General features: G+C 47.2%; 21 protein-coding genes and 1 pseudogene. 19 read left to right on the top strand and 3 right to left on the bottom strand.

What is annotated here, in order from left to right:
* Position 1 precedes the first annotated feature (1 nt).
* The 12 genes from ABLU86_RS03115 (at position 2) to mobC (ending at position 12,673) form a co-directional block, all read left to right on the top strand.
* On the top strand, positions 2 to 2,749 hold the full coding sequence (locus tag ABLU86_RS03115; RefSeq protein ID WP_032454821.1) for a VirB3 family type IV secretion system protein: 2,748 nt from the start codon (positions 2 to 4) through the stop codon (positions 2,747 to 2,749).
* Positions 2,750 to 2,771: 22 nt separating this feature from the next.
* Positions 2,772 to 3,500 (top strand): type IV secretion system protein, encoded by a 729-nt coding sequence (locus ABLU86_RS03110; protein WP_032454820.1) that lies wholly within the window; start codon positions 2,772 to 2,774, stop codon positions 3,498 to 3,500.
* A gap of 11 nt (positions 3,501 to 3,511) precedes the next feature.
* A complete protein-coding gene (locus ABLU86_RS03105) occupies positions 3,512 to 3,787 on the top strand; it encodes an EexN family lipoprotein (protein ID WP_032454819.1) in 276 nt (91 codons plus the stop codon).
* A gap of 71 nt (positions 3,788 to 3,858) precedes the next feature.
* Positions 3,859 to 4,890, top strand: a complete 1,032-nt coding sequence (locus tag ABLU86_RS03100) for a type IV secretion system protein (RefSeq protein ID WP_061069979.1) — start codon at positions 3,859 to 3,861, stop codon at positions 4,888 to 4,890.
* Positions 4,891 to 4,980: 90 nt separating this feature from the next.
* Positions 4,981 to 5,121, top strand: a complete 141-nt coding sequence (locus tag ABLU86_RS03095) for a hypothetical protein (RefSeq protein WP_032454851.1) — start codon at positions 4,981 to 4,983, stop codon at positions 5,119 to 5,121.
* Positions 5,114 to 5,797, top strand: coding sequence for a type IV secretion system protein (locus ABLU86_RS03090; protein ID WP_032454850.1), 684 nt, complete (start codon positions 5,114 to 5,116; stop codon positions 5,795 to 5,797). The genes ABLU86_RS03095 and ABLU86_RS03090 overlap by 8 nt, the downstream gene beginning before the upstream one ends.
* Complete coding sequence (gene virB9, locus ABLU86_RS03085; protein ID WP_170993359.1) at positions 5,794 to 6,684, top strand: P-type conjugative transfer protein VirB9; 891 nt, start codon at positions 5,794 to 5,796, stop codon at positions 6,682 to 6,684. Before ABLU86_RS03090 ends, virB9 begins: the two co-directional genes overlap by 4 nt.
* Positions 6,681 to 7,988 carry a VirB10/TraB/TrbI family type IV secretion system protein gene (gene virB10, locus ABLU86_RS03080; RefSeq protein WP_032454848.1) on the top strand — a complete coding sequence of 436 codons (1,308 nt, stop codon included), beginning with the start codon at positions 6,681 to 6,683 and terminating at the stop codon, positions 7,986 to 7,988. Before virB9 ends, virB10 begins: the two co-directional genes overlap by 4 nt.
* On the top strand, positions 7,978 to 8,997 hold the full coding sequence (gene virB11 / locus ABLU86_RS03075; protein WP_032454847.1) for a P-type DNA transfer ATPase VirB11: 1,020 nt from the start codon (positions 7,978 to 7,980) through the stop codon (positions 8,995 to 8,997). Before virB10 ends, virB11 begins: the two co-directional genes overlap by 11 nt.
* A gap of 59 nt (positions 8,998 to 9,056) precedes the next feature.
* Positions 9,057 to 9,359, top strand: coding sequence for a TrbM/KikA/MpfK family conjugal transfer protein (locus ABLU86_RS03070; RefSeq protein WP_061069977.1), 303 nt, complete (start codon positions 9,057 to 9,059; stop codon positions 9,357 to 9,359).
* A gap of 698 nt (positions 9,360 to 10,057) precedes the next feature.
* Positions 10,058 to 11,917: a type IV secretion system DNA-binding domain-containing protein gene (locus tag ABLU86_RS03065; RefSeq protein WP_032454846.1), complete on the top strand. Its 1,860-nt coding sequence runs from the start codon at positions 10,058 to 10,060 to the stop codon at positions 11,915 to 11,917.
* Positions 11,918 to 11,926: 9 nt separating this feature from the next.
* Positions 11,927 to 12,673 (top strand): MobC family replication-relaxation protein, encoded by a 747-nt coding sequence (gene mobC, locus ABLU86_RS03060; protein ID WP_032454845.1) that lies wholly within the window; start codon positions 11,927 to 11,929, stop codon positions 12,671 to 12,673.
* A gap of 195 nt (positions 12,674 to 12,868) precedes the next feature.
* Here mobC and ABLU86_RS03055 read toward each other — a convergent pair whose 3' ends face one another.
* Entirely contained in the window at positions 12,869 to 13,816 is a 948-nt protein-coding gene (locus tag ABLU86_RS03055) for a zincin-like metallopeptidase domain-containing protein (protein ID WP_032454844.1), read from the bottom strand.
* 958 nt (positions 13,817 to 14,774) lie between these two features.
* Here ABLU86_RS03055 and ABLU86_RS03050 point away from each other — a divergent pair.
* The 7 genes and pseudogenes from ABLU86_RS03050 (at position 14,775) to ABLU86_RS03020 (ending at position 20,036) form a co-directional block, all read left to right on the top strand.
* Positions 14,775 to 15,821, top strand: coding sequence for a thymidylate synthase (locus tag ABLU86_RS03050; protein ID WP_348795919.1), 1,047 nt, complete (start codon positions 14,775 to 14,777; stop codon positions 15,819 to 15,821).
* The gene (locus ABLU86_RS03045) at positions 15,818 to 16,375 is read left to right on the top strand and encodes a hypothetical protein (protein ID WP_032454842.1); all 558 of its coding nucleotides are present in this window, start codon (positions 15,818 to 15,820) and stop codon (positions 16,373 to 16,375) included. Before ABLU86_RS03050 ends, ABLU86_RS03045 begins: the two co-directional genes overlap by 4 nt.
* Entirely contained in the window at positions 16,365 to 17,396 is a 1,032-nt protein-coding gene (locus ABLU86_RS03040) for a nucleotide kinase domain-containing protein (RefSeq protein WP_032454841.1), read from the top strand. Before ABLU86_RS03045 ends, ABLU86_RS03040 begins: the two co-directional genes overlap by 11 nt.
* Before the next feature lie 21 nt (positions 17,397 to 17,417).
* Positions 17,418 to 17,909: a TIR domain-containing protein gene (locus tag ABLU86_RS03035; RefSeq protein WP_022065023.1), complete on the top strand. Its 492-nt coding sequence runs from the start codon at positions 17,418 to 17,420 to the stop codon at positions 17,907 to 17,909.
* Complete coding sequence (locus ABLU86_RS03030) at positions 17,903 to 18,565, top strand: hypothetical protein (protein ID WP_071888388.1); 663 nt, start codon at positions 17,903 to 17,905, stop codon at positions 18,563 to 18,565. The genes ABLU86_RS03035 and ABLU86_RS03030 overlap by 7 nt, the downstream gene beginning before the upstream one ends.
* A 426-nt stretch (positions 18,566 to 18,991) precedes the next feature.
* A pseudogene (locus ABLU86_RS03025) lies at positions 18,992 to 19,135 on the top strand (IS30 family transposase); the annotation flags it as partial.
* A 16-nt stretch (positions 19,136 to 19,151) separates the two neighbouring features.
* Positions 19,152 to 20,036 carry a restriction endonuclease gene (locus ABLU86_RS03020; RefSeq protein WP_022065025.1) on the top strand — a complete coding sequence of 295 codons (885 nt, stop codon included), beginning with the start codon at positions 19,152 to 19,154 and terminating at the stop codon, positions 20,034 to 20,036.
* Positions 20,037 to 20,187: 151 nt separating this feature from the next.
* Here the strand turns inward: ABLU86_RS03020 and ABLU86_RS03015 are convergent, their stop codons facing one another.
* The gene (locus ABLU86_RS03015) at positions 20,188 to 21,006 is read right to left on the bottom strand and encodes a hypothetical protein (protein WP_032454852.1); all 819 of its coding nucleotides are present in this window, start codon (positions 21,004 to 21,006) and stop codon (positions 20,188 to 20,190) included.
* The gene (locus tag ABLU86_RS03010) at positions 21,003 to 22,196 is read right to left on the bottom strand and encodes a toll/interleukin-1 receptor domain-containing protein (protein ID WP_094948193.1); all 1,194 of its coding nucleotides are present in this window, start codon (positions 22,194 to 22,196) and stop codon (positions 21,003 to 21,005) included. Before ABLU86_RS03010 ends, ABLU86_RS03015 begins: the two co-directional genes overlap by 4 nt.

Genomic DNA, 22,196 nt, shown 5'->3' with positions numbered 1-22,196 from the left:
GATGGCTACGCTGAATAAAGCACTTACGCGGCCAGCCGCCATTATGGGCATTCCTCTGGTGCCGTTCGTTCTTGTCAGCGGGGCCATCGTCCTGCTGGCGGTCTATGTCAGCTATTACCTGGTACTGTTGCTGATCCCGGCCTGGGCGGAAATGAAAAATAAAGCCCGTAAGGATATCCATTATTTTGGGCTGCTCTGGCTGGCATTTAAAACCCGTGGGCGGCTTTTCACCAATAACTATTTTGGTGCAAATGCCCTTCTGGCAAACCAGTACGATAACGTTGATGTATCGGAGTTTATTCAGAAAATGAAATTAAACGAGCGTATCACGCTGGATAAGTATATTCCGTATTCCTCCCATATTCACCCTTACGTCATCAGAAATCGTCACCGTGATTTTGTTGCCACCTGGGAGCTGGGCGGCACGGTCTTTGAATGTGAAGATGAACATCACCTGACCCTGATGGCCACGCATCTGAATAACGTTATTCGTTCGTATGAGGGTCTGCCGGTAACATTATATATTCACCGGCTCCGTGAAAAATATCATGATGCTTTTGAAGCCTGTTCGGGCATTCCCTTTTCCGATGAGATAACACGTCGGTATTACCAGCCGGTAAAAGAAAAACCGTTCTGGCGGCACCGGCTGTTTTTCTCCGTCTGCTACGCACCGTTCTCTCAGATTGAGAAGAAAACCATGAAAGCGCAGTCGCACGGTAAACGCCAGCCAGCACTGGATGACGCGCTCAAAATCATGCAGGAATACCGTGAAGCACTGGAATCTTCATTATCCCGCTATATGGCAACGCCGCTGGGGATATATGAAGAAAATGGTCGCGTGTATTCCTCACAACTGGCGTTCTTCCATCGTCTGCTTACCGGTCGGTGGCAGAAGGTGGCCGTAACGCGCTCACCATTTTATGAAACGCTCAGTACGCCAGACGTCTTTTTCACCACCGACACCGGTGAATGCCGGACGGTCGGCGGCTCCCGCTTCTTCCGTAGCCTGGAGATTAAGGATTATTCCCCGGAAACCCATACCGGTATGCTGGATGCGCTGCTGTACGCCGAAAGCGAGTATGTTCTGACGCAGTCCTTTACCTGTATGGCACGGGATGAGGCGCAGAATCATATCCGGCTGGCGGAAAAACGACTGAATTCGGCAGACGATGACGCGCTGTCGCAACGTGAAGAGCTGACAGTACTGCGCGACCTGCTCCAGTCCGGGCATGTGTCCTGCGGGAAATTCCACTTTTCCCTGCTGGTGTCGTCGGACAACGCCACTCAGGTGGTGAAAGATACCAACATGCTGGCGCAGCCTTTCGCCGATCTCGGCATTATGACGACGCTTTCCTCCATGTCACTGCCCGCTGCATATCTGGCACAACTGCCGGGTGTCTATACGCTGCGCCCCCGACTGGTGGCCGTCAGCAGCCAGAATTTTGCCGATATGGCCTGCCTGCATAACTTCCATCCCCACAAACGCAGCGGCAATCCATGGGGGGAAGCCATCGCCATCCTCACATCTCCCGGTGGTGGCGGGTATTACCTGAACCTGCACGACAGCCAGGCCAGGCGAGATGACACCGGTGAGAAAACGCCGGGGAATACGGCGATTATCGGGAAAACCGGTTCAGGCAAAACCCTGCTGATGACTGTCATGCAACAACTGATGCAGAAGTACCGCAACCCGGCGACATTTGCGCCTTCTGCCACCAACAAACGGCTGACCACGGTGTATTTCGATAAGGATCGGGCGGCGGAAATGGCGATCCGCCAGGCGGGCGGGCGTTATTTCCGCATCCGTACCGGCGAGTCCACCGGCTTCAACCCGTTTGCGCTGGAGCCAACCCGCCGGAACATCAGTTTCATCAAACGGCTGGTGCGCATGCTGTGCCGCCGCAACGGTAAGCCGCTCGATCCGCGCGATGAGGAGCGGATCAGTGCCGCCGTGGACACCATCATGCTGGACTACCCGCCGGAGTACCGTCGGTACGGGATCACCCGGCTGCTGGAAGTGCTGCCGGAGCCGCCGACCACAGACGCCCGCACCAACGGGCTGCGTATTCGCCTGAAACAGTGGGCGCAGGGGGGCGAGTTCGGCTGGGTGTTTGATAACGAGGCTGATACTTTCACCATCAGCGATGTCGATAACGTTGGTATCGACGGCACCGAATTTCTGGATGATGACGATATTCGCGGTCCCGTGACCTTTTACCTGCTGTACCGTGTGACCAGTCTTCTGGACGGTCGCCGCCTGGTGATGTTTATGGATGAGTTCTGGCGCTGGCTGGCCGATGTCGAATTTTCCCGTTTCTCGCTCAATATGCTGAAAGTTATCCGTAAGCTGAACGGTATCTTCGTCCCGGCAACACAGTCACCGGATGAAATCGTCAGACATCCCATCGCCCCGGCGATTATTGAGCAGTGCGGTACCCAGATTTTCCTCGCCAATCCGAAAGCCAGCTATACAGATTACGTGGAGAAAATGAAAGTGCCGGACAGCGTTTATGAGACGGTCAGGAACCTGGATCCGGGCGAGCATTATATGGTCATCCTGAAAACACCGCTGCGGGCCGGAGAAACCCGCCCGTTTGTGGCAATGGCGAAAATGGATCTGTCCGGACTGGGTAAACTCACCCGACTTCTCAGCGCCAGTGAAGACAACCTGAAAATATTCGATGCCATTTATCAGGACGGTATGCGACCTGATGAATGGAAAGATACGTTTCTTGACCGGGCAATCTGAAAGCCAACCGGAGGTAATATCAATGCGTTCCAGGAATCACCTTCTGGCATTATCGTTATTTTTCTCAGCACAGGCGTTCAGCGCCGGAATACCGGTTTTTGACGCCGTGCAGAATACCGAATCCATTAACCAGTGGATGCAGAAACTACAGCAATGGGAGGATACAGTTACCCATTATAAAAGTGAACTTGATGCATATAAGAAGCAACTGGCTACCGCAACCGGCGTGCGGGATATTCAGGGTTTTCTCAGTGATGCCAGAAGCCTGAAAACCGATATTGATAATCTCCGTAAGAACGGTATTTCACTGCATGATCTGCTGACCACGCAGAACAGTTCATATTCTGCTGAACTGCAAAACCTTTACAATAAATACAAATCGTTCAGCGTATGCAGCGAGGAACAGGAAGGAATAAAGTCTCAGGCCCTGGCCGACAGTTGTAAACAGATGATCCTCAATCAGGCAATGGCGATTGAGAATACCACTGACGTTGAAAACAGGATTAACAGCACACTCAGCGACATATCAGACTTATCTGACCGTATATCAAATGCGCAGGACTCGAAAGAGTCTCAGGATCTGGCTAACGCCATCGCGGCGAAAAGCGTACAGTTAAATGCGCTGACGAATCAGTGGGAGATGTCTGTCAGACAGGCTGAACAGCGAACGACATTGCTGGAACAGCAAAGACAGAAAGCCTTTGAACAGCAGCAACTAACAGCACCTGTTGCTGACCTTAATAATTTATAAGGAGGTTATCCATGCTCAGATCCTTATTCACCTTATGCACACTCTCAGGCGTGATATTACTGTCCGGCTGCAAGGAAACCAAATCCGAAGCCTGGTATAAGCAGCATCCTGACGAAACTTATGTGGTTTATACGCAATGCCTGAAGGATGGTGAGGCAAGCGATAACTGCGAATTTGCCCACCGGGCAGCACTTATGTTTGCACAGGAAGGCCAGCCCGGGGTTAAGGAGAAATTCGAGGCGATATTTCAGCAGGAAGCTGAAAAACGAAATGCAGTGACACAGTAATTTCTCCTCCAGCAAAACAGGGAATCCTCCCTGTTTTCTATATCCTTTCTTTATATATCAGGTGAGGCACCATGTCCGGTGGTATTTTTGTTGGTATGGACAAAAACATCATGGATGGACTGAATGCCGTACTGGAAGGTCAGTCTTCCACTTACGGCACGATGATCAGCGTCATCATCGTCAGCTCTTTTACCCTGTTTATACTGTTTCGCGGTTATCAGACGCTGGCTGGCAAACTCCGGACCCCGGTTGAAGATGTCGCCTGGGATGTGGGCCGCATGTTGCTGATCACCACCTTTGCGTTAAACCTTGATGGCTGGCTGGATATGGCGGTAGCGGCTATCCAGGGACTCAAAGACGGTATCAGCGGCGATGATAACGTCTGGGCGCTGCTCGATACCGTCTGGGAAAAGGCACAGGCGCTGGGGCAAAAGTTATTTAATATGGACACCTCAACTTACGTCAAACTGAATGGTGGCCTTGCCGAAGTCCTGGTATGGGGCGGCTCTATTGTCCTGCTGATGGCAGCCACCTTTGTCAATCTGCTCGCCGAAATCACCATCCTGTTAATGACGACCACCGCGCCGCTCTTTATTTTCTGCCTGCTGTACGGTTTTCTTAAGCCGATGTTTGATAACTGGCTGAGAACAATTTTCGCGGCAATATTAACGATCATGTTTTCTGCTTTATCCATCCGTATCGCCATTAATTACCTGCATAAGATACTGGATGCTGCAACAAAAACATCCGCTGAAACCAATATGGTAACACTGGCGGCGCAGTGCCTGCTGGCCGGGATTGCAGCGGGTGTGGTGGTCTGGTTCTCCGCGAAGCTCGCGAGCGCACTCAGCGGGGCCGCCGTACAGGCAGTGCTGCAGGGTGCCGCCATGAGTGGCCTGAGCGGACTGGCGAACAAATCCGCCGACCTCGCCGGGCCGGGGGTAAAGGGCGGAGCCCGCCTGGCTGCGAAAGGCGGCATGGCCGCCGCCGCGGCGGCCGGCAGGCTCGCCGGCGCAGGCGCGGGTAAAACCGTGAGCGCCTGGCAGAAACGCGCCGCCGCCATCGAAAGCATGAAACGCCTGAACCGGCAGCGTTACCGTTAATCCTTCCGACCGTTAATTTCCTTTTCCCCGTCACGCCGTGGCCAGCGCCACCGGTGCGGCATTTCTGCATCCATACGATAAGGGGCTTCCATGAAATTCAGCATCATCCTTCTGATGCTGTGCGCGCTGACGGGCTGCGCACGGCATCAGGGCGACCTTCCGCCGGTATCCGGCGAACCCGAGCCGGTGAATTCCCCCACCATCATTCAGGAGCTGACTCACCATGCCTGATATTCAGAACATTCTTAATGCTTCCCGCTCTTTTGAATCCATCCAGCTGGAAAAGGAAGAGCGTTCCCGAAAAACCGCCTGGCGGGTGGCCGCTACCGGACTGATTCTGGCCGCAATGGCGATTGCGGCCATTATTATTCTGCTGCCACTGAAAACCACCGACACTGAATTATGGTCAGTGGATAAACAGACCGGGCGCTATGAATATATGACCCGCGTGAAGGAACGGGATATTTCGTCTGAAAAGGCACTGGCGCATTCACTGGCAGCACACTATGTCAGACTCCGCGAGGGATATAATTATTTCTCCCTCCAGCGTGATTATGACGACGTGCAGTTATTTAACAGCGACAGCATGAACCGGGACTATCTGGACGGGTTTAACGGCGACCAGGCACCGGACGTGATTTTTAACAAGGCGGAATATGTCGTTTATATCGACATTATTTCCAATGTGCATGCGCCTGCCACCGGGCCGGATAATCTGGCAACACTGCGTATCAAGCGCACAATTCGTCGTATTGCTGATAATTCTATGAAAACGGATGTGTGGAATATCCGTCTCACTTACCGCTACGTCCCGCACCGGCAACTGACCGACAGCCAGCGCGAAGTCAACCCGCTGGGCTTTATCGTCACCAGCTACCAGCGCGATAAAGAGCTGAGGGGGGAATGATGCTGAAACATACCCTGCTCCTCTCTGGCTTACTGGCGTCATGCGTGGCATGGAGCGCAGCGACACCGCGCGGCAGCGCGTATGACAGCCGGATGCAGAACATCACATACAACAGCCAGAACGCCACGGTCGTCAGTACCCGCCCCGGTTACGTCACCATGCTGATGTTTGACGACGATGAAACCGTTATTGATGCGCAGGCGGGTTTTCCCAGAGGCTGGACCGTGACGAAAAGCGATAACCGGGTGGGCGTCAGCCCGAACCCGATTACCCAGCCGGTCACGGATGCCAGCGGCAACAACGTCAACCAGGTGTTTCTGCCGACGGCAAAAGACTGGAAAACCAATCTGTTCGTGGTGACCTCGAAGCGCGATTACAGCCTGGAGCTGAACGTGCTGGACCGCGACTCGCCCGCTCAGGCCTTTGTTATCCGCTACCGCTATCCCGACGAACTGCGAAAAAAGACTGCCGCCGCCAGCGCCGCCCGTCAGCAACATCAGCAGGAAGCACTGGACCGGCAGCGGATAGCGGCGGCATTCGGGCAGGCCACCACGCCGCGCAACTGGCGCTATACAAAACGGGTGGCAGCAGGCTCAGCCTTCATCGCCCCGGACTTTACCTGGGATGACGGTCGTTTCGCGTATATCGGTTTTTCCCCCACGAAGACCCTGCCTTCCGTTTTCCGGGTGGTTAACGGCCAGGAGCAGGCGGTCACGCCCGGAACGGTTAAACGGGGCAGTTACACCGTGGTGGTGGTTCCGGCATCGACGCAGCTGGTTCTGCGTTACGGCACCTCGGTGGTGGGGGTCGAAAACGACGGATCCGGGCGTATCCCGCTGACCAACAGTGACACTGTTTCACCCTCCGTTACGCTGGAGGCAAAATGACCGACAAATCTTTCCCGGACGAACCGAAAAAAACCACCGCAGAACGGGAAGCAGAAGCCCGCGAACGCGCCCGCGCGGCAATGGCATATCAGGAGCCGGAGCAGAAAACGCCGCCCGGCCAGCCGGAAGTGACCCGTTTCCGTAAGACGTCCGGTCACCGTACACTGATAGTCAGCCTGCTGAGTCTGGTCCTGGTCATCGCCCTGGCATCCGGTGGCGATCGTCTTCTCAGCGCCCTGAAAAGGGGTGATGAGAAAGAATCTGACACCGCACCGCCGCCCTCCTCCGGGGCGGTGCAGCAGGAGCGTAAGAATCTGGGCATGGACAGTAACCCGTTTGGCCTGTTCGGGCCAGGGAGGCAGGAAAGCGCAGGCCCTGCCAGTCAGAGCGCCCCGGCCACACCAGCTCTGCCGCCCGGGCCGCCCGCCCTGAACAAGGCGGCAGCACTGGCAAACGGGCTGAACAGCGGCAGCACAGGGTCAGGCGACGATACACGCACGTTCCGAAGCGGATCGCGCAGCAACGCGGGAACGTCGGGCAGCCCGTCTGCCTCCACGGCGTACACATCCTGTCAGTCTGTACTGGTCAGTGGCGAAAATGGACGTCTGCGCTGCCCGGATACGACAGCACCGGGAGACAGCAATAACAATGGCAATCCAGGCGTTGCCCGTGTCACTGGTGTCAGGCGGCTGGGCCTCGATCCTGATCTCTATATCCCCGTGGATCGTTATATTCCGTGTTCGATGATGCGGCGCTTCGTATCCGATGTTGGCGGTCATATCTCCTGCCTGATCGGTGAGAATGTCTGGAGCGCCAGTAACCATGTGAAGCTGATCCCGGCAGGAACGGTCGCCCGTGGCGTCTACCGCACCGGCGCACTGCAACATGGGCGCAGCCGGATGTTTGTGCTGTGGACGGAGCTGCGCACGCCGGAGCCCGGCAGCCTGCAAATCCCGCTCACCGATACGCAGGCCACCGGCCCCCTCGGTGAGGCGGGGATCGCGGGCTGGATCGACAGCCATTTCTGGGAGCGTTTCGGCAACGCCCTGATGCTCAGTACCGTGCAGGACGTGGCGGCAGCGGCATCAGATGCCGCGCCGGGTAAAGACCGCAATACTGACTATACCGAAAACACCCGCGCCGCCACGGCGGAAATGGCGAAAACGACACTGGAAAACAGCATCAGTATCCCGCCCACGATGTACCTGAACCAGGGCGATGTGATCGGCATCATGACCGGCACGGATATTGATTTTTCCTCTGTTTATCAACTACGGCTGAAAAAGAAATGGTATGAGCGCTGAAAACCTGTCACTGGATTTTATGAAAAACCGTCTGTTTGGTGATTTTCTTGCTCAGGATGGCCTGACAGAAATTGCGGTTAACCGACCGGGTGAGCTGCATACAAAAATTCGGGGAAAATGGCAAAAACAGGCATCCCCCATCACGTTGCGTCAGTGTCATGCTTTTGCCAGAGCGCTGGCGTCCTGGCATGACGATAATATTGACGATACATCACCCATCCTTTCTGCAACATTAGGATCCGGCGAACGTGTTCAGGCGATTATTCCCCCGGCCTGCGAACGTAATACGGTGTCCATTACGCTGCGCAAACCCTCGTTTGAGCAGAAAACACATCAGTCATGGATTGATGCGGGATTTTATCAGCGCGTGGCCGGTCAGGAAAAAACGAAAAGCCAGGATAATGCACTGGTCCGGTTATATCACAGCGGGAATATTCCCCGCTTTATGGAAAAGGCGGTGGAATACGGCAAAACGATTTTTATTGTGGGTGAAACCGGCTCCGGCAAAACCACCTATATGAAAACGCTGCTGCATTATATTCCGCTGCATCTCCGGCTGGTAACGATTGAGGATAATCCCGAAATCCGTTTTTATCACCATGCCAATTATGTGCATCTTTTTTACCCGGCGGATGCCGGGGATAACGCCATTATCACCCCTGGCAGACTGATCCGGGCTAATTATCGTATGAACCCTGACCGGATATTACTGGCGGAAATTCGTGGGCAGGAAGCGTGGGACGCGCTGAAAATTGTCGGCTCCGGGCATGAGGGGTTAATCACCTCCCTGCATGCGGGCAGCCCGGAAGAATGCATTGAAGGGATCATTGACCGCTGCTATGAAAACCCTGACTGCCGGAACATTCCTTTTGATGTGTTGTTACGCAAGGTACTTAAAAGCATTGATGTCATCGTCAGTATTGATATACACGGCGATGTTCGCCGGATGCATGATATTTACTTTAAGCCAGTTCATTTAAATAGCATGAAAGAGACATTCAGAAAATAAATCCGATAAATAACATTATCAAAATACGCAACCTTTCATTAATCATAACGGTGACTGAAATGAAAAAAGCAATATCCTCCGTCTTATTGCTCTGCGTTATGGCGTTATGTTCAACATCTGTAATGGCTGCTGATGCCTGCGAAGTGGTGTTATGTATGTACGGTAAAGCAACCGGAAATGGCGGCGGCAGTGAATGTCATTCCGCTGAACGTGCGTTCTTTAATATCGTGAAAAAGAATAAACACGGCTTTCTTCCTGACCATACGGCCGATGCCAGACAATTATTTTTAAGTGAATGTTATTTGGCAGACCCGGCGGCTATCGGTCAAATCATCAGTAAATATGGCCGCGTTCGTGGTTAATACTGGCGAGACGGCACAGAGCATGACGGTTTTCAGGTTTTTACGGCTTCTGTTTTTCGCGGAATAAGGAGCGAAGAAACAGGGGCCGTAAAAATGAGGCAGCGGACAGAAATATTTTCGCGGGTTAAGGAGCGAAAATAATTCAGGCACCGCGCCTCACCTGCAAACAGCCGCGCCCACGCGGATTTTGCAGGCCGGGGGGAGCCGGATAAATTTCGCCGCCCCAGCGAGCGAAAAGCTGTCGCCCACGACAGCGGTTTACCCGGGGGGCACAGCCCCGCACACCGTCGCGGCTAAGTCTCCGGCCCAAAGCCGGTAGCGTGGCGCGACCACCCTCTTTAAAGGTCAGCTTCCCTTTTATTCCCGCTGCGAGGAACGAGTAAAGGGAAGAAAAAGGCGAAAGCGACCGTCTTAAAGGGGGTGGTCGCGCGTAGCGGGCGACGGTGTGCCGCCGTTGACCCTGGGGGTTTTGGCCGGGCGTCCAGCCACGACATTACCCCCATGTGACAGGCAATAAGGGCGTCCAGCCCGCATGTACTGGCGCACGCCGTTTCGTGCAGGGAAGCATGCTTTCCGGCACATGGCCGCGCAGCGGCCACCTTCTTTACCCCATACGCTCGCCCCGCCTTTTCGCCCGACACCACGGGGCGAATTGACGGGGCGATGTCATGGGGCGAATAGCTGACGAAGGAGGCATCATGATTTTAAATAAGCTTGCCGCTTCACTGTCCCCGATAGTGAACGAGATGCTGGTGCTGCTCGCTTTTGTGCAACAGCAACAACTGATGCTGGCGTTATTAGCGGGGCTGACGATGCCGTTTTTTGCATCAATGAAAAGCGATGAACGGCAGAAAGCTCCACTCTGGAAAAAGCTGATTATTGCTTTTTCCCTGCTGTGTTTTCTCTCCGGCACACTGGCTCCGATAGTTATCGGATCCTTTCAGTGGCTGTATAAAATCAGACTCACCAGTGATAACTCAGCACTGGCGTGGTCAGTACGGATTGCTTTCACTGTAACCGGGATTATTTTTCATATTATGCTTCGCCGGGTATTCACGCCGGAACTGGACAAAATAAAGAAACGCCTTGTTAAAAAGACCACCCTTGAACGGGAATTACGTACTGATGTCCGCACCGTAAAATCCCTGCTACCGGAAACACTGCATTATGACCCGCTGCATTATATCGACCTGAGTAAAGGGCTATTTATCGGCATGGACAGGGAGAACGAACCAATGTATCTCCCGTTAAAAGACTGGCAGAAACAGCACGCGGATATTATCGGCACCACCGGAGCCGGTAAAGGGGTTGCCACCGGGATATTGCTTTATCAAAGTATTCTGGCCGGTGAAGGTGTGTTTGTTATGGACCCCAAGGATGATGAATGGGCACCCCACCTTTACCGCAAAGCCTGCGAGGATGCAGGAAAACACTTTGCCTTAATTGACCTGCGGAAACAGCAATACCAGTTAAACCTGATTGAAGATATTACGCCAGATGAACTGGAAGAACTGTTTGTTGCAGGGTTCAGTCTGGCGGAAAAAGGACAGGAATCGGACTTCTATCGTATAGATGACCGAAAAGCCGCGCGTATGGCCGCGCAATTTGTCAGTGATAACACATCGGCAACAATCCGTGATGTTTATAACGGTGACTACGTTCAGAGCATTGCCGAAAAAATCAAAGCCTTTTTCGGTAAGATTGAGGAACTGGCCTTACTCAATGCCATTAATTCACCGGAGGGTTTTTCACTCAAAAAAATATTTGATGAAGGTGGCTGCTGTTATGTTATCGGCTCCATGCGAAACAGCAAAATTATTACCGCCCAGCGCATGCTGCTGGTTCGCCTTTACCAGTTGGCAGAAAGGCGCGATCGAGTAACAGACGTCCCCCGCCCCATTGCTATTTATCTTTCCGAACTGAAATACCATTTATCCAGGCCAGCGCTGGAAGGTTTAGGCGCGGCGCGGGATAAAGGCGTACACATTATTATGGACCACCAGTCCATCGCCGATTTAAAAGACTGCCCGGCAGATTTGAAAGGTGACGCCGTTGTCGGTGCGGTCGTGGAAAATGCCAAATTCAAACTGGTTTACCGGGTTATGGACCCGGATACAGCGGACTGGGTGGCGAGAATGTCAGGCACGATCCTGGTGGATGACGAACTCCGTAAGGCCAAGACGGATAATATGCTGACGGAAACCATCGACAGTGAGCGCACAATCCGCCAGGCCGAACGTTTCTTTATTGACAGCAATATGATCCTGAACCTGCCCGATTTTGTCAGCTTTATCTTTACGACAAAAACGCTACCTTCTGCTTCACTGATCTCGCCGATAAAGGTCAGAAAACGACAGCTAAAAATCTTTTCGGTTTCCCCCGATATTGCCGCAGTGGCAGCCCCGGTGAAGATCGTGCTGGATTTTGGCGAGGATGATAGACCAGCCATGCCGGATGTGATGACAACGCATCCGGCTCTTTTCTTCGACGAAATCGAAGTAAAACCGGTAAAGCCGAAACCTGATGATGAAGAACACCTGTCCCCGCTGGATTTTTAAGGAGCGGTTATGCTGATTTCGTCCTTTCACGAGCGCCAGACGCGTAACAACGAAAAAATAAAACAACTGCTGAACTTCCTGAAAGAAGAAACCTACAGTGATTTTAAAACGCTGATGCAGTTATTTGGTTTCAGGGATCATAAATCGCTTTATTCGCTGCTGGCAAAAACGGAGCGAATGGGGTTAATCCAGAAGCATGTACTTGAATCACGGACAATCAGGATTTCATTATGGGGGATCACCAGCGACGGGCTGGCGGTGGTGCTAACCCCGAATGATAAAATCTTTCCCGCGAGGTTTGAACCGTCCAGAATTACCGGCTGGACGCTGGAGCATCATCTTGATAATCAGGCCGCCAGGCTTATTCTGGAGAAAAAAGGCGCTTCGGGATGGGTTAACGGCGACCGGACCACCTTTCTCAGCCAGTATCAGGTGAAACATCGCCCGGACGGGTTACTGACCCTGCCTGACGGTAACGTTATTGCCATTGAAACCGAGCGCCGCCTGAAAACCCGAGCCCGTTATCAGTCGATCATTGCCAGCCACCTGCTGGCCCGTACCAGCAGGCACTGGATTTATGTTTTTTATGTTGTGCCCGATCCACAGAAGAAGCGTGCGCTTGAACTGCTGTTTGACAGCATCAGGCATGTCATCATCAACCATCAGCACGTCCCGCTGGAAGAACGCCACCGCCGGGTGTTTCGCATTTATACCTTTGATGAACTGAAATACCTGTCACTAGGCAGCTATACGTAAGCTTTTACTCAGGCCATCGTGATGGCCTCATCGGCCTGGCGGCGATACTCGCCAGGCCGGGCATTTTTTTATCCCACTGCCAGACACAGACTTTCCGGTACTCGCTGTGCTGCGTTCCGCCTCAGTCTGCGCCTTGCAGCGTTGCCGGTTAAAAACCCTGTAACCGCATTCCCTTGCGGTTGTCCGGCTCCGGCCTCAGAGCTTATCCATCAGATAACGATGCGCTTTAGAGGCGGCGCTGGCCGCTTTGAAAATATAGCGCTTGTCGTTTTTCAGTGCTTTCAGCCAGGAAGCAATGTAGCTTTCATGTTGTACCTCTCCCTCAATCCCCAGGTCCGCCATCAGAAAAGCACTTCCCAGCTCCGCCACCAGTTCTTCCTCTGCATAATCCGCACTGCCAAACTTCCCTTTCATTTCACGGTTCAGGCGTTTTTTATCCCCACTCCAGTGGACAAGCTCATGCAGGCCGGTAGCGTAGAAATTGGCCGCATCCGAAAACAGATGGCGCTCTGGTAGCCAGACTTCATCTGTTGATGGGCTGAAAAAAGCATTTTGTCCTTTCTCGATGATGTTTGCGCTGCTCTTCCTGAACAGGTTTTCAGCCTGCGGCAACGGGTCAAAGGTTGCTTCCGGACTGACCGTTTCAGTCGTCAGGGGCAAGCCATCGATTTGCTGAACGTTAAACACGGTGAAAGTTTTAAGCATCGGGATATGCTCAATGTCTCCGGCGTTGTTTTCCTTCTCCAGGGTGGTATAGAAAATGGCTGTTGTGCCACGTTCACGCGTGCGAACCTGTCCACCTGCCATCTGCGCCTGTTTATAGGTCAACCAGCGTGAATCACTGAACCCCTGTTTTGATGCACTGCTCCACAGCAACATGATATTCATGCCACTGTAGGCTACGCCGGTGGCGTAATTAGATGGCAATCCAGACATGCCGGATACACGCTGCCACGGGCAGGACCAGGGTTTAACACCGGCTTCCAGCGCTGCAATGATGTTGTCGGTGACGGTCTGATAAATGTCGGTTCTGGTTTTAGAAAATTTCGTTTTTGAGGAGCCTGACGGGTCCAGCGGGGATACGCTGGTCGCCGCTGCGGCGTTAGGGGCTCTTGTCAGGGAGGTATGCAGGGAATTCGTCATGGTTTTTTCTCCGCCAGTGTGTGATTTTCGTCTTCGTATCGCCTGACGGTTCGCTTTCCCGGCATCGTTCTGTCCTGCAAGGGCGCAGAATGCGTGCCATTTACCCTTGCGGGACGGGTTGTGTTGGGAAACGATTAACCGGAAGCGAATACGGGGAACGGAAAGCACACAGGAGAAAAAAATTGCCCCTGCATAGCCGGGCGTAGCACCCCTTACTCCGCAGTGGTGAAAAGCAGATTTGGTGATGTTGAGCCGGAGACTGGCACTGACAGGAACTTCATGTAGGTGTTAGCATGCTTTCCTGCCGGACGAGACGGTTCTGCTAACTGGGGGCGGTTTGTTGTTAAATTGTCTCGTTCCGGCATCAATCACTACCTGTTCTGGGCTGTCTACGTATTGAACGCGGCATAGAGTCTATCTAACACCTCCCGGACCCGGGGTTAGAGATTTATTGAAACAGGCCACAGCGCCTTAACCGGGGCAGCCGGGCGTAACGAGCGGCCCCAGCTTGCTACGCAGGTGTGACTATGGTTTTGGTAGTAACCAACATTGTCAGTTGTGCTTCTAGTACATATAAGAGGCGATCTTACTAGCTAGCTACTCGCCCCCCCCACTTAAGTAATAAGTCTAAAGTTTCGTAATTATCTGATTGCCAGATTGACCAAACCCATAACATGAGTAACATTTGTAAATATTCATACAAGTGCAGTGCCTAGGCAACTGAGGGCGGTAGCGTGGGTCGAGGTCTCACTTTCTACATTGGAAGCCAATTGGCTATCACGTTCGAGCCTGTTCTTAGCAGCAAGAGATTGATACGTGCTATCCGGTTAGTCCAGACTATGGCTGGACCAAATTCTGGATTAGGTCCAATAAACTATATCAACTAGAAAAATATTTTTAATAGCATGAGGTTTTGTTTATGCACGTCATTTACGGAGAAACTATTAACGATGTAATAATGAAACTCTTGGAAAAAGTGCTTAATGAAGGAGTTCGTGTTTCGACAAGGAATGGGGATGCTATAACTATTTATGATGTTAGTATGATCTTGCGAAACCCTAGATCAAGACATTTAAGTTTAGCGGGTCGAAAAAACAACATATTCTCCACATTTGCTGAAGCTATATGGGTATTTGCAGGCGATAACCGAATTAAACCATATCTAACTTTTTTTTTACCAAGAGCGCCTAAATACTCAGATGATGGTGTCACTTGGCGAGCAGCTTATGGAGAAAGACTATACGCTCACGGGCAACTTGAAAATGTCGTGCAACAATTCAAAAACGAAGGAATATTTACAAGAAGAGCGGTCATTAGCCTATACATGCCTGACAGAGATACAAGTGAAAGCCTCATAAAATTATACAACATAGAACATAGTGTCGATATACCTTGTAATAACTTAATTCATTTTTTTATCACTCCTGAAAAAAATTTAAATATTAAAATAGTCCAAAGAAGTGGCGATCTAATATTTGGAGTAAGCAATATAAACATTTTCGAGTTTAGTTTACTTCAAGAGATAGTACTTTCAATGTTACAGAGGGAAGTTGATAGCGAGATTAAACTAGGATACTTACATCATTCAGTAACTAATCTTCATATATATGATGATAGAATAGAACAAGCCAATGAAATACACAAAAGAAAAGAAGAACAAATGACAGATTTGATAAACGATGATGAAATATCATTTCCTCCATCACTACCAGTTATAAAATCATTATTCTGTGATATAGTCTTATTCCTTGAAAGAATAATAACAGAAAATGCATATAAAATAGACACAATAGAGAAGGAAACTGAAAAACTAAAAAAAATATTTATTGAACATTTTGTAGAAACTGAAAGAAATTTACTCTGGGGATATGCAGAAGCAGCTTTATCATATATTTTTCAGGAAAGGTTTAAACAACCAATAGTGTTAACAGCTAAGTTAAGCGATGATTTCAATCTAAGCGTAACTTCCAATCACTTCAATAATTCTAATAAGGAGCGCCTATGAAAATTGCATTCATGGGAATATCGGGTAGTGGAAAAGATTTCCTTGCTAATTATCTAATATCCAACTATGAATTTGTTAGATTATCATTTAGCGATCAACTCAAAAAATTGGCCAATCATATTTACCCTTGGATGGAAAAGGATTATAGCCCTGAAAAGAAAACGTTATCACTCAATATAACCTTACCTACAGGCGACTTTATCAACCATTCACCAAGAGATATATGGCTCAGCTTAGACAAACTAAGGGAAATTGAAGAAAAAATATTTATTAGAATGCTATCAGAAGAGTTGAAAGTTTTAGAGGAAAATGAAGGGACGAATAAAAACATAATAATTACTGACATAAGATCAAATGAAGAATTCGCATGGTGTAAGAACAATCAATTCACAATAGTTCATATAGAACGGGAAAATAATAATTATAAAAGATACGAAATTGACAAGTATGTAAATGAGAACAAAACAAAATCAGACTATCATTTTAACAATAGTGTGAACGGAATTGATAGTTTTAAAAACTTTTTCGAAAGGGTATTATTTAGTGAACAGTAAAAACGATCAACTTTTTTGTAATGTCAGAGAAATGAAAATTAAAACCGCTAAACCCATCTTAAATGAAGCTGTTATCAGGGAATGGTTTTATCATCAACGAGAGAGAACCTCTATATATTACAAGAAAGAGATACTTAACCTTCCGCCATATTGGACAGAAGACAAGATATTGAGAAACTATAAATTTGTAAATACTAAAAGAACATGGGACAAAGAAACCAAGTGGTTATTAACAAATATAACAAACAATGATAAATTGAGTTATGATAATAAAATACTCAATTCATTTCTATTTAGAGTGGTAAATAAAAGCGATACATTCAATGAAATTGATGCGCCCTTTGATTTCACAAATATGACGATTCGTGATATTAATGAAAAAATCAGGGAGAAGACTCTCAATATATCCATAAAAAAACCAGGCTATGTATTTTTTAGTGCAGCCTATATTTTAGGAGGTCCGAAGTTTAATTTCGGGAAATACTTAGAAAATATAGAGGGCACAACGGAAAATGACATGGTAATTAGAATGATCAAATTTGTTTATTATAACCAAGATAAAATCGTTAATGGTGTAAAATCATCAAGAAATCAGCTTGAAGTTTTTGAACATTTAAAATCATTTTCAGGGATTGGGAATTTTCTAGCATATCAAATTTTCATAGATCTGACATACTTAGCCAGTTTTCCGTTTACAGAGTTGAATTTTGTTATTTCAGGTCCTGGTTGTGAAAGAGGAATTAATTGGATTTTTTCTAATAGAGATGGAATGAATAGCGAAGAGTGTTTGTTCTGGTTCACTATTAACCAAAAAAACATCGCAGAAAAATATAATGAACACTGGAACATGGATGAAATATTCCATTTCCTGCCTAAAGAAGAAAGAGTTTACACATTAATGGATATGGAAAATAGTGGTGCATGCGAGATAGATAAAAGATGCCGAACTAAATTTAACAATAAAAGACCGAAACAAAAGTATCATTATCAAAGTAATAATATAGAATTATTTTATAATTAGAAAATTACAAAGGATTTTAAAATGGTTAAAGAAATTAAGAAAAATGTTTTTGTTAGCCATCATCATAAAGATGACGCTAGTGTTGATGGGATTTCTCGTTTAGCTGCAGCAAAAGGTTATCATTTACGTAATAGTTCTATCAGAATGAAACCTGAAAACCAGCAACGAGTTGAGGAAAAAAAACTTAGTGATAGAACGATTGCACGTTTACTTAGAATGAAAATGAGGTGGGCTAGTCAAGTTATAGTTGTTATCGGGAAAGAAACGCATACCAGACCTTGGGTAAACTGGGAAATTCAAGTAGCTCATCAACTTGGAAAACCAATCATAGGTGTATATGAAAATGGTTTAAAAGGCGATGTAAAACTACCAGAGAATCTCGAAAAGTATGCAACCTCTATAGTGGCCTGGAGAAGTGACGCCATTATCAACGCACTAGAAGGTAAAACTTCATTTGAAAAACCTGATGGTACGGATCGTGATAAAGTTCAAGGTGGGAATGTCGTATGCTAATTGAGCCTAACTCTTACCTTTATGTCTATGCAATAACGAGAGACTTTGGTTTTGCACCCAATCCATTTCATGGAAGTTGTACCTTGGCAACATGCAAACCTGGAATTAGAAAGTCTGCTAAAGTGGGTGATTGGATACTCGGAGTTGGTGGAGCTAATTTAAAATCAGCTAAAAAAAAATGTATCCTATTAATGAAAGTTTCAGAAAAAATTAGTTTCAATGCTTATTGGGAGGATACCAGGTTTTCTATCAAAAAGCCTGCTAGAAATGGTAGTCATGTACAAATTCTGGGCGATAACATCTACCATCAAAATGAAAAAAATGAATGGATACAAGAAGATTCTCATCATAGCAATCCTGATGGTTCATTTAACATGACAAATCTTGAACGAGATACTAGTTCTAATAACGTGTTGATTTCTGATCATTTTTATTATTTCGGTAATAAAGCGATTGAAGTAGACTTAGACTCTCTTGAATATCATAGAATTAGAAACTATAAAAAGATTCCTTTAAATTCTACAATACCAGCCATTAACCTTATAAAAAGAATTGAATTTGATTTTAGAAGTGATAAAAATTCAGTTATATCTGACCCATGCAATTTTTCTGATTTCTATAAACGTGTAGATCAGCGAACTGGAGAACTTTATTGATAGGTGCACATATTTTGTGTTCCATATATTTTTAGTCTATCATTTTTTCAACCATCGCTGTTACTCTCCCGGAGGGAGTCTAGACAAAAACTCATGAAATAGCTTGCTGTTATATTCTTTAGATAGGCGTTAAATAGTACCTCAGACATCATTAAATATTCTAAAAAAAATAAAGCCCAAAGCTTCCACCGTTATGCCCAGTAAAAAGACATTCGATTGAGTGTGGTGTATAATCAGTAAGATAAACGGTTTATTTATGTAAGTGACACCTGCCTGATTTAACAAATTGTTACATATAAAATTTATTAGCTCAAAATTGAACTGACTCTTTTCTCTGGCAGCGTACAATCAAATCTGATCGTCAGTTTTGAGCTGTGAGTTCAACGTATCGATGCAATGCCATCCTTAATCAAGGGGGGTGTTACCATGAAACGAAGAACGTCTATTAACTACAAGCCAGAACAGAAAGCGATTATCTGGGACAGATATAAGCATGATGATTCCTTGTATGACATCGCCAGAATATTCGACAGATATCATTCTTCTATCATGCCCACTATGCACCAGACATTAAGAGGAAGTTTAAATGAGCAACCATAAGAAAAATATCGATACAGATTGGTATAATTTCCAAGAAGAGATTTGTGAACATTTTAAAAATTTAGGTGCCAACGCTAAGACGAATGTTACAGTAGAAGGTGTAAGAGGAATTTCGAATATAGATGTGGTAGTGGAATCCAAATATCTTGGGACTGATTTCAAATGGTTCGTAGAGGCTAAGTATTGGAATAGTAATGTCACAAAAGAAATTGTTCATGCTTTTTTTACAGTGCTTCAAAATACCGGTGCCGATAGAGGTTTCATCATTTCAAAAAAAGGTTTTCAATCAGGTGCAATAGAAGCCACGAAGCATACAAATATAAGTTTGTATACACTTGACGAATTTAAGAAAAAAACAAACCATCTTGTGCAATCTAATATATTAAAATCTTTTTTGAATCGTGCTATTTTAACTAGCACTAGATACTGGGGGCATACAAAGAAAACAAGGATAAAATATGAACTTAGATATGAAATGTTTGATGATAGAGAAATCCTTTCATGCGCTGTAATTCTCATTATTGTTACCGACTTAATTATCGATGAAGAGATTACCTATCCATTTGATGTTTCTCACTACACAGGGAAACAAATAGATCCAATTAACAGTTTTCATGAGTTAATGCATTGGTTGAATTTAAGTTTGAATGAGTTAGATCGTAGAATACTAGATGCTGAAATAATGATGAAGGTCAACGGAGATTTCGATCCTATATATGAATATTACACACCTGACATCATTAGAATTTGCACTAAAGAAAGAATTGATAACTTTTTAGATTATAGTTTCTTTCCTGAAAAGGAAAGGAAAATCTTGATTGCACAAAAAAAAATGGCAGAAGACTACAGAAAAAGTCGGAAGATTAATTGAGGGTTTGATATATCCGAACAATAGTGCAAGCCGTTCTGATAGACACGTCCGCTCTCGGCACAGAACTGTCTGTAAGATTAGATTTAGCTCTGCGCCATTAGAGTTCCAAATTAAGTCTAAGCTGATACATAAAATGGACGATAGATTTTTTTCAGCCACGTTTTACTAATCGAAAAAGCCCTCTCAAAATCATAGCGATAGCCTGATCTACATGAGGAGTCTGTGCTAGCACAACATTTTCCAACTCAGTAAGTCCATTGTTCAGATCCTTGTAAGAAAAACCGGCAAATTCTTCCCGCCCTCTCCAGTTGCGTTGCTGCATTCCGTCAGATGCCACAATATTCAGAGACTCCGTGATATCTTTTGCACATCCACCAAAGCCTCCCATAATAAAAAGGGGTTGTTTAGCACGAAGTGATAATACAGCCTCTTCTGCTATACCGGGCATTGCCCCCTTATACTTATCAACCTGCCCGCCAAGAATAATACGGGCATGTGTGTCTTGTAACATAGCATGTCGCATTGCTGTCAAACCTATTGCCCAATCTTCATCAGAAGGAATAGTTGCTATGTAATGGGCTCGTTCTGCCATTGGTAACGGCTCGCCATCGCGATTGAACAAAACAAGTCTTGCCATTCCTTTCAGGTCCGCACTGAGCCTTTCCAAGTCACTGGCATCTTTTTGCATATGCACCGGCCATGCAAGATAGTTCAATATACTGGAACGTTCATCCCCCTCATCGGCATCTCTTCTATGGCGTGCTACTAACTCAAATAACAGTTCAGTAAAACCATTAGCACGTAGATCTCCGCCATAAACAATCCTGGCTCCCAAGGCTAATAAATGACGCGCAATTTCTGTCATCGCGTCATATAAATGCTGTTTACTTAACCCCAATACAGGCATATCTGGGCTATCTGATGTAGATATTGCAATAATATGCTGACTAAGCATTTCACGATAAGTCATGATGTTCCCTCTGCCAGCCATTCGGTAAAACTTCTAAGCCTGATACCGGGTTTAACTTCTTCAAATAATCGCTCTTCTTCCGAACTTAAGGGTGGGTCAGGATATACAATTGTAGGTTGCCCAATACCGGGGAACTTTAAACCAGCAAGTGAAATTAACTCCGGCGCACGTGGAACAAACTGCACTGCACTTTGTTTAGTATTAACCAATTGTATACGACAACGCCACAGAAAATCTTTCAGAACCTCATCAAGCAGGCGTGCAATAATGATATTAATTCGTTCAGCCTGCTGGGGATCCATTCTCACTATGGGGACATTTCCCATATAAGGAAATCCCCTTTCATCCAATTCGCTAATACAGTTGGCAACAACTAAAGGTACACTATTACGTTTAGCTTCTATAATCTCTCTGCGACACCACTCACGCGAGGAATAAGAGTCGGTATGTATGGCAACAACTGCGCTTTGCGCCAGCTGTTTCAATAGCACCTGATGAAACCGAAGCCCAGCAGGGATATCATGGACATCAAAGAATGAACTTAACCCATGTCCACTATGTAATTGCTCACGTATCAAACGAGCAATCCTCTCTCCATCTTCATCATGTTTAGAATGGCTAAGAAATATCTGAACTTTCTTGAGATAATTAAGCAAATCATCTTCATCTTTTTCTGGTTGTTTCAGATGTTCCAGGTAATGGCGCAGCATCCTGCAAAATTCGTATGTAAGCTCACTAATCAATCGTATATGAAGATTTGCAGTATTGTTACTCCCATCCTGTATCCATTGGTCCCAGCGCAATGCCTGCTCTTCCAGTCCAAGATTTAATCCTTCTACTTCAATAGCAATGGGGAAAAGATGTGTACCCAGTCCAGCTATTTCCGACTGCGCGGATAGCTCCCGAAGGTAAGTCCCCCATTCAGGATCATTTGCCATACATGATTCTGCAAGTATAAGGACTGCGGTGGTCTCTGATTCTGAAAAATTGATCGGCAACGGCTTCCCCGTTTCAGGTAGAGGCTCAGAACGAAAAATAACACTTAAACCGGTTCCTCCAGCAACGTTCTGATAGAGTTCCCGACGAAAGTGTCCCCGCAATATTTCAGCCAGTCCAGCACCAGCGGCGAAATCCGGGTGCCAAATGATATAAACAACAAGAAATGGTTTTGCTAAATTCGTCTCAAGCAT

Source organism: Klebsiella sp. JN_Kp121, from assembly GCF_040062145.1.
In the GTDB taxonomy this organism is placed as follows: domain Bacteria; phylum Pseudomonadota; class Gammaproteobacteria; order Enterobacterales; family Enterobacteriaceae; genus Klebsiella; species Klebsiella aerogenes.
This window is presented reverse-complemented; position numbering and strand designations above follow the sequence as displayed.

Bases quoted from the DNA above. Each gene is read 5' to 3' on its own strand.
- ABLU86_RS03115 (WP_032454821.1), top strand. From the start codon at position 2: ATGGCTACGCTGAATAAAGCACTTACGCGGCCAGCCGCCATTATGGGC.
- ABLU86_RS03110 (WP_032454820.1), top strand. From the start codon at position 2,772: ATGCGTTCCAGGAATCACCTTCTGGCATTATCGTTATTTTTCTCAGCA.
- ABLU86_RS03105 (WP_032454819.1), top strand. From the start codon at position 3,512: ATGCTCAGATCCTTATTCACCTTATGCACACTCTCAGGCGTGATATTA.
- ABLU86_RS03100 (WP_061069979.1), top strand. From the start codon at position 3,859: ATGTCCGGTGGTATTTTTGTTGGTATGGACAAAAACATCATGGATGGA.
- ABLU86_RS03095 (WP_032454851.1), top strand. From the start codon at position 4,981: ATGAAATTCAGCATCATCCTTCTGATGCTGTGCGCGCTGACGGGCTGC.
- ABLU86_RS03090 (WP_032454850.1), top strand. From the start codon at position 5,114: ATGCCTGATATTCAGAACATTCTTAATGCTTCCCGCTCTTTTGAATCC.
- virB9 (WP_170993359.1), top strand. From the start codon at position 5,794: ATGATGCTGAAACATACCCTGCTCCTCTCTGGCTTACTGGCGTCATGC.
- virB10 (WP_032454848.1), top strand. From the start codon at position 6,681: ATGACCGACAAATCTTTCCCGGACGAACCGAAAAAAACCACCGCAGAA.
- virB11 (WP_032454847.1), top strand. From the start codon at position 7,978: ATGAGCGCTGAAAACCTGTCACTGGATTTTATGAAAAACCGTCTGTTT.
- ABLU86_RS03070 (WP_061069977.1), top strand. From the start codon at position 9,057: ATGAAAAAAGCAATATCCTCCGTCTTATTGCTCTGCGTTATGGCGTTA.
- ABLU86_RS03065 (WP_032454846.1), top strand. From the start codon at position 10,058: ATGATTTTAAATAAGCTTGCCGCTTCACTGTCCCCGATAGTGAACGAG.
- mobC (WP_032454845.1), top strand. From the start codon at position 11,927: ATGCTGATTTCGTCCTTTCACGAGCGCCAGACGCGTAACAACGAAAAA.
- ABLU86_RS03055 (WP_032454844.1), bottom strand. From the start codon at position 13,816: ATGACGAATTCCCTGCATACCTCCCTGACAAGAGCCCCTAACGCCGCA.
- ABLU86_RS03050 (WP_348795919.1), top strand. From the start codon at position 14,775: ATGAAACTCTTGGAAAAAGTGCTTAATGAAGGAGTTCGTGTTTCGACA.
- ABLU86_RS03045 (WP_032454842.1), top strand. From the start codon at position 15,818: ATGAAAATTGCATTCATGGGAATATCGGGTAGTGGAAAAGATTTCCTT.
- ABLU86_RS03035 (WP_022065023.1), top strand. From the start codon at position 17,418: ATGGTTAAAGAAATTAAGAAAAATGTTTTTGTTAGCCATCATCATAAA.
- ABLU86_RS03030 (WP_071888388.1), top strand. From the start codon at position 17,903: ATGCTAATTGAGCCTAACTCTTACCTTTATGTCTATGCAATAACGAGA.
- ABLU86_RS03020 (WP_022065025.1), top strand. From the start codon at position 19,152: ATGAGCAACCATAAGAAAAATATCGATACAGATTGGTATAATTTCCAA.
- ABLU86_RS03015 (WP_032454852.1), bottom strand. From the start codon at position 21,006: ATGACTTATCGTGAAATGCTTAGTCAGCATATTATTGCAATATCTACA.
- ABLU86_RS03010 (WP_094948193.1), bottom strand. From the start codon at position 22,196: ATGCTTGAGACGAATTTAGCAAAACCATTTCTTGTTGTTTATATCATT.